The organism is Hymenobacter koreensis, assembly GCF_039541855.1.
Lineage (GTDB): Bacteria > Bacteroidota > Bacteroidia > Cytophagales > Hymenobacteraceae > Solirubrum > Solirubrum koreensis.
The window spans coordinates 25,440-39,095 of sequence record NZ_BAABHA010000016.1 but is presented as its reverse complement, the minus strand read 5'-3'; the positions used below and the strand labels follow the sequence as shown (position 1 = coordinate 39,095).

Annotated in this window: 8 protein-coding genes; 4 read left to right on the top strand and 4 right to left on the bottom strand. The window is 50.3% G+C overall.

What is annotated here, in order from left to right; translation table 11 throughout:
- Positions 1–1,215, bottom strand: a complete 1,215-nt coding sequence (locus ABD903_RS22995; protein ID WP_345228182.1) for an ImmA/IrrE family metallo-endopeptidase — start codon at positions 1,213–1,215, stop codon at positions 1–3.
- A gap of 116 nt (positions 1,216–1,331) precedes the next feature.
- Here ABD903_RS22995 and ABD903_RS22990 point away from each other — a divergent pair, with 116 nt between their 5' ends.
- Positions 1,332–1,799 carry a hypothetical protein gene (locus ABD903_RS22990; RefSeq protein WP_345228180.1) on the top strand — a complete coding sequence of 156 codons (468 nt, stop codon included), beginning with the start codon at positions 1,332–1,334 and terminating at the stop codon, positions 1,797–1,799.
- A gap of 98 nt (positions 1,800–1,897) precedes the next feature.
- Here the strand turns inward: ABD903_RS22990 and ABD903_RS22985 are convergent, their stop codons facing one another.
- The 3 genes from ABD903_RS22985 to ABD903_RS22975 form a co-directional block, all read right to left on the bottom strand.
- Positions 1,898–2,542: a hypothetical protein gene (locus ABD903_RS22985; protein ID WP_345228178.1), complete on the bottom strand. Its 645-nt coding sequence runs from the start codon at positions 2,540–2,542 to the stop codon at positions 1,898–1,900.
- Between the two features lie 28 nt (positions 2,543–2,570).
- The gene (locus ABD903_RS22980; protein WP_345228177.1) at positions 2,571–3,713 is read right to left on the bottom strand and encodes a replication initiation protein; all 1,143 of its coding nucleotides are present in this window, start codon (positions 3,711–3,713) and stop codon (positions 2,571–2,573) included.
- A 989-nt stretch (positions 3,714–4,702) separates the two neighbouring features.
- A complete protein-coding gene (locus tag ABD903_RS22975) occupies positions 4,703–5,095 on the bottom strand; it encodes a hypothetical protein (RefSeq protein ID WP_345228175.1) in 393 nt (130 codons plus the stop codon).
- A gap of 412 nt (positions 5,096–5,507) precedes the next feature.
- Between ABD903_RS22975 and ABD903_RS22970 the strand changes: the two genes are divergently transcribed.
- From ABD903_RS22970 to ABD903_RS22960, 3 genes are read left to right on the top strand one after another with little or no spacing between them, the layout of a single operon-like run.
- Entirely contained in the window at positions 5,508–10,370 is a 4,863-nt protein-coding gene (locus tag ABD903_RS22970; protein WP_345228173.1) for a DEAD/DEAH box helicase, read from the top strand.
- A 31-nt stretch (positions 10,371–10,401) separates the two neighbouring features.
- A complete protein-coding gene (locus ABD903_RS22965; RefSeq protein WP_345228171.1) occupies positions 10,402–11,559 on the top strand; it encodes an AAA family ATPase in 1,158 nt (385 codons plus the stop codon).
- A 7-nt stretch (positions 11,560–11,566) separates the two neighbouring features.
- Complete coding sequence (locus ABD903_RS22960) at positions 11,567–13,651, top strand: hypothetical protein (protein ID WP_345228169.1); 2,085 nt, start codon at positions 11,567–11,569, stop codon at positions 13,649–13,651.
- The last annotated feature ends 5 nt before the right edge of the window (positions 13,652–13,656 follow it).

Genomic DNA, 13,656 nt, shown 5'->3' with positions numbered 1-13,656 from the left:
TTAGATGCCTTTGAAATATGCTTCTTGCGTTTGTTGAGCGATTTCCTTGAGTGCTACTTTGCTCTGCCACGGATTGCCGGGCAGGGCTAACATGGCCTCGCTTTGCTTGGGGATGAGGGGGGTGTATTTCGCCCAGACATCCTTGTCGCTATCCTGCATTTCCCAGCAATAGCGGATGTAAATGATGCTCGGGTGGATTTGGTTTACCCGTGCAAACTCCTCGACAAAGGTCTTGTTGTTGATATGGGGCTTCACCTGCTCCATCTTGGCGTTTTGCAGCAGCATGTTCGCGGCAAATTCATCCGCCTGGGTTTCCTTCATGGAAAACAGGTCCAGCTCTCCCGTAATGTGGTAGGTGAGGCTCTGGATTTCATCCCAGTCGAAGAGAATGTGGTGAAGCTCGTGTAGCAGCGCGAACCAGAGAGTGGGATAGTAATTGCTGTAGGGTGTCAGGACAATCCCCGGCTTGTCCTTGACCGCCAACGTGGCCCCACGGGCATAAAGCTTTGCATCGTAAGGCCGCATGATAACGGTCACCCCGAGCTTAAACAAGTCCCGAATTACTTGGAACAGGCCCTTCTTGACATTCATCGAATGCCAGCGGATGTGGGGGATGTAGGCTTTGAGCTTGTCGCGGTCGTACGGAAAAAAGTTGTTGATGCCGCTCAGGACCTTCGCGGAGCGGGCAGCCCAAAAATCCTTCTCAAACGTGGTTTTGGACTTGGGCTTGCCGCTGCTGTAGGCGATGCCAACGGCCTCCTTCTCGTAGTCGAAAATGCTGGTGTAGCCGAAGTGCTCTACGATGCGCTGCTCAACGTGATGCAGGTCCTTGGGGTCGTCAATCAGCCCAATCTGCTTGAGATAGGAGAGGTTGAAGCTTCGTCGGATAAATTCCTCTTTCTTAGAGGTACTCACCTCGTATGCGAAATTGATTTCCAGATTTTCAACCAGTTCGGTAATCAACTCATTAAACGGCACCTGCAGGAAGTCCGCCAGGCGGGTGAGCATGAGCAGGTCGTGCCGTTTCTGGGTCGCGTCGAGTACGCCATTCAACGCCCGGTGCTCCACTTTCAGCAGGGCCATGGCCGCGCTAAAAGAAAGGTTCTCCTCCTTCAAGCGGGCGTCAAAGAGCTTTCGTAAGTCCATGTTCGACTTCTTCAGTACTGTTTCGAGGAGCTTGTCGATATCTTGGTACTTATTGTTGTAGTCCTGCATTTTGAAGAGTTAGGTAAAATTACCTAACCCAAATGTAAGCTATAAAACTGCAATCACAAGCTTTAGGTAAACTCTTGGTAAAATTACCAAGAGTAATGACCGCTTAACGCGTCTTCATGATGAATTCTCTCCCCACTGCCCACCAGCATATCTTGGACAGCTTTATTAGAGCCTTTCTCCCACCGCGCGGCAACAGGCGGAAAACCACCCGCAATGAATTGCAGCGCGTTCACTTAACCCTGCATCGGGTGCTGCAGAAGTATTTCGGCTTTGGTGTTACGCAACAGCAGGTGCTTACTGCATTTGAAAAGCTCGGATACGCCATTTTCGCTAAGAAAGGAGGTTGGAACGCCCATAAAAAGGACTGGATACCTTCAGCTAAAGGAGAAATTACCCGTGCTGGAGACACCTATGAGGAGTATAGTGCAGGCTTCCTGTACGTGGATGTGGAAGCAGGTAGCATCGCACAGTTATGGCTCGCGACAACCACATTGCCTGCTGATACCAGCCCCGACAAAGCGCACCAGCGGGAACTGCTCATTGAGCGCATTCACACCTTTAAGCAGGTAATTTCCGGAACCTAATGGTTATAATCATCTGATTGTGTCCCTCTTCAGTAACATTTGATATCGAAGAGGGACATAGCTAGCTGCTCGGGCTGATAGGTAAAGAGGGAAAGCGCTTAGAAAAGCAGCCTAGCCAGCTGTTGTCCCAATGATGAGATAGAGTAACGGTGTACGCTCACGCCGGCGGCATTTCCCCCATCCAGCACGGATTGGTACACCAAGCCCAGCGCTTCCAAGGCGCGTATTGCGTCATCGCCGGGCGTGTCCCGCTCGAAGTGTTTCAGCCGTGACAAATCGGGTAGATAAGCCCGGTCTACGATGCCGGAAAGGCGACCGAACAAGTGGTAATCGGCGCGACCCACCATGAACGCCCGAAATAGCTTGCCCAGCACAGTGGCCTTCTCTAAGTCATCAAACCGGTCAAGCAGCAGGACGAGTTGTTCTCCCACCCGCTTTTTAAAGCCAGGGTCACCGTCAAATTCTCGTACAAACTCAAAGCGCTCATCGACTGAGACTGTATGCAGCTCCAGCAGAAATTTGCTGAGCTTGCGCAGAAACAGGCGGTCATGGATGCTAAAGCCGGCTCGAATAAGCTTGACGGCGCCACCAAACACGGGAAAGGCTTCCAGCACCTCGGCCGCATCTGTCATAGAATCCAGTAGTGCCTCGGCCGCATCGGCGGTTAGGTCGGTGATATGGTCGGAAGCAACCTCATCCATGAGGGTGAGGCCAAGGTTACTCGAAGACGGCGTAGTGCTCATGAAGGCAGAAAAGGAGAATGGTATGTGGCTACAGATTAAGAGCCTGCTGTACCAGCTTCTTTGCTTCAACTGATTCTTTCTTCTCCTCGGCCTTGGCCTGTTTAGCATCCTCCAGTGCTTGCTTACCGGCGCGAACGAACGCCGCGTTGCAGTAGCGGAGCTTATCGTCTATGTGCCGGTTTGAGCGGTTCTTCAACTCCCAGGCGCGCAGCAACTCCAACACTCCGGCCTGTTTAAGAATGGGAGCATACTGCACAATATTCCGGTCCGTTACCTTCCACTCACGCAGGCGCTGGACGATGCTGCCAGTTTCGGTGTGTTGCAGCCAGGACTCGGGAATATCCTTGAGCGCCGGACCTTTCTTCAGGTCGAAGCGTAGGCGGATAATCTTTTTCCGGCCTTTTACCGCCCGCGTGACTTCGTATATGGGGGTGAAGGTAAATTCATAGTCGGTGCCCGCCAGTTCTTTGAGCGGCTCCTTCATGGTGTAATCAATCAGAAGCTTGGTCTTGGGATACTTCAGCAAGGGGTTACCATCCTTGTCCTTTTTGACTTGCCCACGCTTGTCGTACTCGTACCAGCAATCCATGTACTGCCGGTATTCCTCAACTGGCACCTCCCAGAATCCTTTATCCTGAAAGGCTGACAGAATCTCGAAGAACCGCATGCTGTACCAGCTTTTCAGATTCATGTAGCCGTGAAGCGGAAACTTGCTGTAGTGAGCTGCCTTCACCAAGTAAGGGGCCAGCTGCGGATTGAGCAGGATGGTGATGATTCCATCCTTATAACCTACCCGCCGTTCCTTGGTCGTATCCAGAAGGTGGCGGAAGTACCATTCCGAACGGTCGATGCTCTCAAACTCCCACTTCACATCGGCCAACTCGTAGAGGGCCCCTTTGATTTTCGAGTACGCCGTGTCAATCTCGATGTCTGTGCCCTCCAGAATGGAGGAAACGTGTATCTGGTAGAACTCACGCAACTGGTAGTCATTGTCCCGAATCTGGTCGATTACCCGGGCTAGGATGCGCTTGCTGTACACGGAGATTTTCTTCTGGTGAGCAAACGTGACGTTCCAGTGCTGCTTGACCTCACCGCGGTACTCCGGCTCGTACTTGAGGTCCAGCTCCAGCATAGGAACGGAGGAGGAACGCGTTACACGCTTGTCGGCCATAAGAGTATCGTTGGTAGTGTTATCCGGTAATGCAAGATAGCGGCAAAAAAGAAAGTAGCAACTTGATTGAGGAAGCAAACTTACCTTTCTAGTCGTCGTTGCACCTGTCAAAAACTTACCCTTTGCCAAGCCAGGAGCATAAAGCCCTATCCAGAACTTACTTTTTTACTCCGGTCTTGCACTCTGCAACCCTATCGACAGGATGCTGACTCAGATAAAATAAGGCTTCTACACCTGTCCAGAACTTACCTTTTTAGCTCATGAGCAACTCTAGCAACAGCTGACCCTGTTCCCAAGCACCTGTCTAAAACTTACCTTTTGATTAAGCCCACGTGTGGATAAGTACCTGTCCAAAGCTTACCTTTTACCTGTCCAGAACTTACCTTTCAGGTCAGTATATCTGTCCAAAGCTTACCTTTTAGATGTTCAGGAGCTGTCCAAAGCTTACTTTTCACCTGTCCAGAACTTACCTTTTGGCGGTTTACTCCTTATAGTAAAACTATCTTGTAGAAAGTTTACTAATCAGTTAAAAAACGACTATTTAGTCCGCGAATATCAAAAAAGCATTTAGGGTATAAAACCGAAGAATCACGCCAAACAAAACAGTCTAAAAAAGCACAAACCGCAAATTATGGGATTGCACTTTTTTACTATTTAATGCTATTATTTTTATAGGCTTGCTGTGCCCTATACCAAGCCCGTATTCATCCACTTCCTACCACCCTCAGACCTGGCAAATTGCATGCGTACGGTATGACTGCCCGCATAAGCCCTTCTTTTTACCGTGATACAGCCCGCTCACGGTCCGAACTCAACTCAGGCTTAGCTCGCATGCCTGCAGCTCATACCGGCAGCACACAGAGCAAATTTTAGCTTGGTTAGAAAGCTTAGTCCAAAGCTGAACGACACGGTGCCAATATGCTTACCATGCCAATACGTACGATTGGAAGATGAGCAGATTTACCAGTTATTTACCAGTTAAATTCCCTCTACATTTCCGCGTCAAAGGCGGCCAGTTCTTGTTGAAAGCGGTCCAGACGCCCCTTTGTCTTCAGGAAGAGCATGTAGCGCATCTTACCTCGCATCGGCCCGACATCGAAGCCCAGCAACATAGCCTGATAGCCGAATACGCCCAGCAGATTCTGTATCAGTTTAGGCTCTTGCTTGACGAGGGGACCATAGTACACTCTGTGCAACTGTTCTCTATCAACGGCCAAGTTCAGGTCCGCACAGCGGTCTAATAGCTCCGGTAGGGTCGCCGGCGCGTAGGAGCGCAGATACCCTCGCACCAAGCGTAGCGCGTCTTCATACGTCACGGCAAATGAGGCATCGAACGAGGGAAAATCGACTTCAGATTCGTCTTCGGAGTTGTTATCGAACATATCAATAGAGTAGTGCAGAGCATGTAGAACCTGAAGAAAACCCGCCGCACCATTACGATACGTCGGGCCTCCAAAACGCTCTTATGAGCGCCGTAAATCTACGAAATGTGATGGTTGAGGGGCCTTTTTCACAATTGCCCATGATACGGTGTAACTGACATCAGACCGTAAGTGCTTTAGCCACAACGTAGCGACAGCATGTATCAACCCCCTGCCTAGCTTTCAAGCACTTCATAGCTTATTTAATCTAAGGCTGAACCGCACTCAGCATGGCCAGTACTTTTCAGTTTAGGCCTTATATGCTTTTACCGTAGGTTTGCCTGTTGGTTCTCCGATGCATTTGTTCGCAGAGCCCTGATTTGGTTTTCTTGGCAATACTGCCCTGCTTGCATTCACCTGCAGCCTCCTTCTTATGACCTTTCCTCAGTTACTCGACAAATACCGCAAATTATCATTCTCTGAGCGTGACAAGGGAGACCGTTTCGAGCGTCTGATGCAAGGTTACTTGCAGACCGACCCACTTTATGCCGACCGCTTCAGCAAAGTCTGGTTGTGGAACGACTTCCCTAGTAAAAAAGACTTTGGTGGCAAAGACACGGGTATTGACTTGGTAGCCCAGACGCCTGCTGGCGACTATTGGGCCATTCAGTGCAAATGCGTTCAGGAGGGCACGGTAGTAGATAAAGCGGCCCTCGACTCGTTTCTATCTACCTCTAGCCGTAGCTTCCGAAACGACCAACTTCAAACGGTTCATTTCGCTCAGCGCCTTTGGATATCCACCACTAACAAGTGGGGGCTCAATGCAGAAGAGGCCATTAAGAATCAGAGCCCACCTTTCGCTCGCCTCGACCTAGCCACCATTAGTCAGGCCGCCATCGACTGGGACAAACTTGATGCCGGCCTCAGTGGCCACGCTGCTCGCACTACCGAACAATTCGAACTGCGCCAGCATCAGCAAGATGCCCTAACCAAAACGCGGGAAGAGTTTAAAACCAAAAACCGCGGCAAACTCATCATGGCGTGCGGCACCGGAAAGACTTTTACTGCCTTACGCATCGCAGAAAATGAAACCCACAATAAGGGGTTGGTGCTATTCATGGTGCCATCCATCGCTTTGCTGGGCCAGACACTGCGCGAGTGGACCAACCACGCCCAGATGCCTATATCAGCCATCTGCATTTGCTCCGATGCTGAAATTACCCGCCAGCGTAAAAAGCTCGGTGACACCGACAGCTTTAGTGTCGAAGACTTGGCCGTCCCAGCCTCTACTAATCGAACCGCAATCATCAAGCAGTTCAAAGACCTGGTGGCCGCTCCTTCCAAAGGCATGACGGTGGTATTTTCTACATACCAATCCATCAATGTTATTGCCGAGGCCCAGCAGGAGCTGCAAAAAACTCTGCCCCAGTTCGGTGAATTCGACCTCATCATTTGCGACGAAGCTCACCGCACCACGGGCGTTTCTATAGCTGGCGAAGACGAATCCAACTTCACCAAAGTACACAACAACGACTTCCTCCGCGCTAAAAAGCGGCTGTACATGACGGCCACCCCCCGCCTGTACAACGACGAGACAAAAAGCAAAGCTGCCCAGAACGAAGCTCTCCTCTGCTCCATGGACGATGAGGCGCTCTATGGCTCCGAAATCTACCGCATTGGCTTTGGCGAAGCTGTCGAGAAAGGGCTATTGACGGACTACAAAGTCCTCATCCTAACCCTCAGCGACCAGGATGTGCCTCCCGCCATTCAGAAGATGATTGCCGGCGAAGACAGCGAAATCGACGCGGATGATGCCTCGCGTCTCATTGGGTGCGTCAACGCTTTATCTAAGCAAATACTCGGGGACGAAGGCATCATTAAAGAAACCGACCCCGAACCGATGCGCCGGGCCGTTGCTTTCTGCTCCAATATCGCGGCATCGAAGAAAATCACCGGCACTTTCAACTCTGCTACCGATACGTATATCGATGCTCTCCCCGAAGAGAAGCGCGAGAGCATGGTATCCGTCCAGGCTCAGCACATCGATGGTAGCATGAACGCGCCTCGCCGCGATGAGCTACTAGCCTGGCTCAAAGCCGAAACGCCAGAGCAAGAGTGCCGCATCCTTACCAACGTGCGCTGTCTCTCTGAGGGCGTTGACGTGCCTTCACTCGATGCCGTACTGTTTCTCTCTGCCCGTAACTCACAGGTCGATGTAGTACAGTCCGTTGGCCGCGTTATGCGCCGCGCCCCCGGCAAGAAGTACGGCTACATCGTCATTCCCATTGTTGTACCCTCCACCATTGATGCAGCCCAGGCCCTCGACGACAATGACCGTTACCGCGTTGTGTGGACCGTCCTCAACGCCCTGCGCGCCCACGATGACCGGTTCAACGCTACTGTCAACAAAATCGAGCTGAACAAGAAGCGGCCTGCCCAAATCCTCGTCGGCCGCCCCGATACCAGCTTCCCCGACGGCGACCCCGTCAACGTTGGCCACGATGTGACAACGACCCAGGCAGCCAACGCCATCAATGAGCAGCTGGCCATCCAGTTCGAGCAGCTGCAGCACGTCGTCTTTGCCCGCATGGTCAATAAAGTCGGCGACCGCCGATACTGGGAGCAGTGGGCCAAAAGTATTGCGGGCATCGCAGAGCGCCAGGTCATCCGTATCACTGACCTACTGGCGAGCCAGCCCAGCCTCCAGAAAGCCTTTGACAAATTCTTAGGTGGCCTGCGCAACAACATCAACCCCAGCATCAGCCAGCAGCAGGCCATTGAGATGCTCTCGCAGCATATCATTACCAAGCCTGTGTTTGAGGCTCTTTTCGAGGGGTACTCCTTCGTTAAAAGCAACCCGATTTCGGTCAGCATGCAACAGATGCTTGACCTGCTGCAGGAAACCAATGTGGCTGAAGAAACGGCCCTACTGCAGAAGTTCTACGAGTCCGTCAAGGTCCGGGCCAGCGGCATCGACAACGCCGAGGGCAAGCAGCGCATCATCATTGAGTTGTACGACAAGTTCTTCAAAACTGCTTTCCCCAAAATGGTGGAACAGTTGGGTATTGTCTATACCCCGGTCGAAGTGGTTGACTTCATTCTCCGCTCCGTGGACGATGTGCTGCAGCAGGAGTTCGGCCGCCGTCTCACCGAAGAGAACATTCACATCCTCGACCCCTTCACCGGTACGGGTACGTTTATGACCCGTTTGCTACAAAGCGGCCTCATCAAGCCTCAGGACCTTGCCCGTAAATACCAACACGAGCTGCACGCCAATGAGATAGTCCTGCTGGCCTACTATATAGCGGCCGTTAACATCGAGAATGCGTTTCACGATGCTGCTAAAGTGACTTCCTATGATTCGTTCGATGGTATCTGTCTCACCGATACTTTCCAATTAGGTGAACCCGATGGGCGCAATGAGTTATTTAAAGAGTCATTTCCCCAAAACTCAGCTCGTGTAACCAATCAAAGAAAAGCACCTCTGCGCGTTATCATCGGCAATCCTCCATACTCAGTAGGTCAAAAAAAAGCTAATGACAATGCCCAAAACCAGAAGTATGATTCGCTAGACAAACGGATTGCTGATACCTATGCAGCTTTAACTGATGCAACCCTCAAGAACTCATTGTATAATTCTTACTATCGTGCTTTCCGTTGGAGCACAGACCGTATAGGCAATGAAGGTGGTATAGTTGGCTTTGTTACCAGCGGAGGTTGGTTAAATGACAATAGTGCGAACGGCTTCCGGAAAATTATTGAGCGCGAGTTCTCCTCAATTTATGTGTTCAACCTACGGGGCGACCAACGCACTAGTGGCGAGCTTTCGCGCAAGGAAGGTGGTAAAATCTTTGGGTCTGGGTCCCGTTCCTCAATCACAATTATTGTACTGGTAAAACAGCCAAATGCAGTTGATGGACTAGCTACAATTCGTTACCACGACATCGGTGACTACCTGAACCGCGACGAGAAGCTTCAGCTCATCAAAAAATACCGTTCTGTTAGCAGCCCTGAACTCGCTTGGCAAACGCTCCATCCTGACATGCACGGCGATTGGTTAAGCCAGCGTAGTTCAGGATTCGCTGACCTGATACCATTAGGCAGCAAAGAGGATAAGAAGATTCTTAGCTTTTTTAATCCCATTTTCAGTTCAGGTCTTAAAACCAACCGAGACGCGTGGACTTACAACTCATCTAAGCATGTCGTTGAAGATAACGCATCAAAGTCTATTGACTATTATAACGAACAGGTTGGCCTATTTCAGGCAGCTAAAAAAACTAATCCAGATTTAGCAGCTTTGGATTTCATTGAATTTGATTCCACAAAACTGAGTTGGGACCAAGCTCAAAAAGATGATTTGCCGAGAGGAAAACGATACGAATACCAACCTACATCGGTTCGTACTTCAATCTATCGCCCATACTTTAAGCAATGGTCATACTTCCAACGTCAGCTTATCAACCGTGTATATCAACTACCCGCCATTTTCCCAACCAGTGCCCACAATAACTTATTAATCTGTGTATCTGGGGTAGGGGTAAAGAAAGATTTTTCTTGTGTTATCACAGATGTGCTTCCAGACTTGGAAATGGTAGGCAAAAATCTCTGCTTCCCACTATATTATTATGAAGAACGTCAGAAGCAAACCCGGAGTTTATTTGATGAAGGCGGCGATACCGAATTCATTCGCCGCGACGGCATCAGTGACTTTATCCTGACTCGCGCCAAGCAGCAGTACGGCAAGAACGTTACTAAAGAAGACATCTTTTACTATGTCTATGGCCTGCTTCATAGCCCTACTTACCGCGAAACCTTCGCCGACGACCTCAAGAAGATGTTGCCGCGTCTGCCTCTGCTCGAAGACGTACGCCAGTTCTGGGCGTTCAGCAAAGCCGGCCGTCAGCTTGCTGCCCTTCACCTCGACTACGAGAAGGTAGCCCCACTCCCTGAGGTAACGGTCACCTACACTAAGCCTGACCATTACGAAGTCGACAAAATGCGCTTCCCCAAGAAGGGCCAGCGCGACACCATCCACTACAATTCATACATCACTGTCAGCAACATTCCCGCCACTGCCTATGACTACACCGTCAACGGCAAATCCGCCATTGAGTGGATTATGGAGCGGTACCAGCGTACCACCCACAAAGACAGCGGCATCACCAATAACCCCAACGACTGGGCCACCGAGCACAACCAGCCCCGCTATATCCTCGACCTGCTCTTGAGCGTCATTGCCCTAAGCGTGCAGACTGTTGAGATTGTAGAAAGCCTGCCAACGGTAAGTTTCGAGTAAGAATTCTGCTCTTTAATCCCATTCCCTCTTTATGGCTTTTCGATTCAACACAGTGAGCGAAGCGGATATACGCAGCTCGCGGGGTGGGAATGTGATGATGGATGCTATTCTATACGATGGCCCCCGGAACTTATTGGTGACCGGAAGACCAGGTAGTGGCAAGACCACGGTAACGCTGATGCGAGCTACCCGATTAAGTAAAATGGGTAAATCGGTTCGCATCCTGACGTACCAAAACTTGCTGCGCATCAGTCTTCAAAACATTGCTGATGCGACATTGAGCGGTTGTATCAGCACCATGCATTCATGGCTGCTGCATAACTACTCCCATTGGTTAGATGAGAAAACGAGCGGACCGGCACTTCGCGAGAAGATAGAGAAGAAGACTGACCGATTCGACGAGATACTGATTGACGAGGGACAGGACTTACCGTTGTGTGTCTATCAGGCACTACCAGGTATCGCCAAGCGGTTGTCAGTAGGGGCTGACACCGGCCAAATGTTACACAGCGGCGGAGTTAGTGCGGAGCAGATAGAAGAAGTACTGGAATCACAGAAGCAAATCATGCCGATAGAGCTTCAGTACAACTACCGCAACTACTTCGAAGTGTATGATTTTGGCCGCCAATTCATGGAGCACGCTCCCTCGGTGCACCAATCGGCAATACTTGACAACATGCCCCGTGGGAAGGGCGGCACAAGCAGTTTGCCGGTGATGATTCAGGCCAGGGATGAAGATGATACGTTGGAAAAGCTGTCAAACCTGCTGCTTGATAACGAAAACGTCAACGTAGCTGTCCTGCTCTACTTTACAGACCAGGTTGACCGGTGGCACAAGCGAATCAAGGACCGCGGCTTTGCCAGTACCAAGTTTCATAGCAAAATGAGCGAGTACGAGCGAGAGCTTCATGCCGCTCGCATGGAAAATATTGTCGTTACGACATTCAAATCAGCAAAAGGACTGGAGTTTCAAGTAGTCATCATGCCTGAAATGCAGTTCGCGATGGGCGACCCGAAGTTTATGACGCCGGAGCACTATTACGTAGGCTGTACCCGTGCAACGGAGAAGCTATACTTGCTCTACGGAACGCCAGCGCTACCTGCCTGGGCAAAGTCATTCCGGGCCGACTCATACGTACACATACCAAATTCACCAACAGCCGGCACCGTGCAGGCTACTTCATTCTAGTAACCTCATGGCTTCAAAAGGATATGATAAAAGAACGCAATTGCCCAAGCTTCAAAGCTTATGCATTGCTTGGGGATTGGACGCAAGCGGCGAAGCCCACGAATTGAGGGCCAGGCTTGATGAGCACCATCAAAGGCAAAAGGACCTGCAAAAGCAAAAGGGGTTATTCACTGAAGTAGCTCCACATGCCGAACCCGACAATGAACAGATAGGCGCACCACAGTCTGACGCGTCAGAATCCTTGCTGGAAAAGCCTGAATCAGTGCCTCCTGTTGAGTCATTGGCATCTGGTGAGCCTACTGGTAGTCAAGCTGAACTGCCCATGACAGGCACGGCTCGTGAAGTAGACGTGGAAGCGGAGGCACCAGTGGCGCCCTCACCCTCATCTGTTCCAGCAGCAGAGGAAGCTGACGAACAGGTTCTGATAGGTGAACGTGTGAAGCTAGGTCAGGCTCACTATCTCCAGTTGCATCGTGATAACGTAGGGCAGTATTTCATTCGCGGTGCGTTTTATCCCAACGCGCTAGAATTGAATCAGCAGTACAAAGAAAATCGAGCTGAAGACATTCTGAGCCAGTTTCCTGGCTACTTGGTCCTAGCACCTGGTATTGTCGGCGATTTTGAGGAAAACCAACTGCTCATCGAACTGCAGTTGCGCGAAGAGGATGCTATCAACTCAGAGGTAGTGGATGAGTTGTGCTTTCTCAACACGCCATTACCTATATCTCGAATCAAAAGCATCTCATTTGCTACGGAGTCAGCTCAGAGTAGCTTCTATAACAATGTTGAATCCTTTCGTGATTACTTCTTCCCAAAGTCGCTGAGTCGAGCTATCAGGGATGATATTCCAACGGTGGAGGGGGAACTAAGCCGACAGCCGAGGCTGCCAGCAACTAATGTGGCAAAATGGACTGAGGTGCTGGAGCGCTTTGACCGGGTGCTGGGCATGTTCGGGTACATGAAAATTGCTTCCGTACTCAGGGCTAATGTTGAGGGGCCTCTTGTAGATTACCCTGATGAATTCCTAGGTGCTTGGCATGAAATCAATACTGCTATTGAAAAGCCTGAGCGGGCCAAGACACCCGTATTCAAAAGCTTGTTACGGCTGGATATTGACCAAGGGCAAGGGGTTGTTCGCGCTAAGCGGGCTCTCTTCTTTGCATTAATTAATACCATTTACTCCGGCGAGCAGATTAGCTATGCTACTGCAATCAAACTCATAAACCAGGTTGGTGGCGCCTTCAAGCGCAGCAACCTAGTTGGTAAAGAAGCAGAATCGCAAGAATCGCAGCTGCAGGAATTGCGGGTGGCTGCAGAGGAGTTTAACAAGCTTTCGACGCCAGGCCTCATACCGTTTCAGAGTGTACTGAAGCACTTTGAAGGGCCACAAAATGAACATGCTTCATCTAATCTGCCTCTCTCTGCGCTAGTGCTGTTAGGTAAATTCTCTGACCGAAAACGAGACAAATCGGATAAACAAGCTGCGCTTAATTACTTCGCTAGAACGAATGCAGCTATTCAGAAAACGGACTTGATACAGTATCTGGCCATTATGGGGCTTTACTATGGTTATCAGTCTTTGGTCAGGGAGATGGAAAATCCTTTCACTGAACAGCCTGAATTAGCATCTCTGAATGAGGATACGAACCGTCTACGCTTCCGAATGGAGAAGCCTGACGATAGACGGCTGGTGGAGAGTGTGTTCCGATTTTCAAAATCTGATGGTAGCCCTATCCATGATGGACTAAACTACTTGGACTTTGATATCAGCAATTACAAAGGCCTTGTTATTCATGCTGCTGGTAGTCAAACTATACAGCAGCCACAGGTGCCACTTTTCGAGCCAGCACCGATTGAAGTCAAAGCAGTAGAGCCTCTAACGACTGCAGCCTCAGCGGTAGTGGATAAGCTTTCTTGGCAGGCTGCTTACCCTGAGGGAGTAGGGCCTGATTCAGTGCTTTATATTGCTCTGATGAAGCTACGACCTGAAAGCTTTATCAAATCAGTAGCCGAGATAGAAGCTCTGTTAGAAGAGTTACCTGCTTCGCAGCGCACGGCATTGCAAGAATTAGCCTTTTTAATGGGCAAATAGCCTAG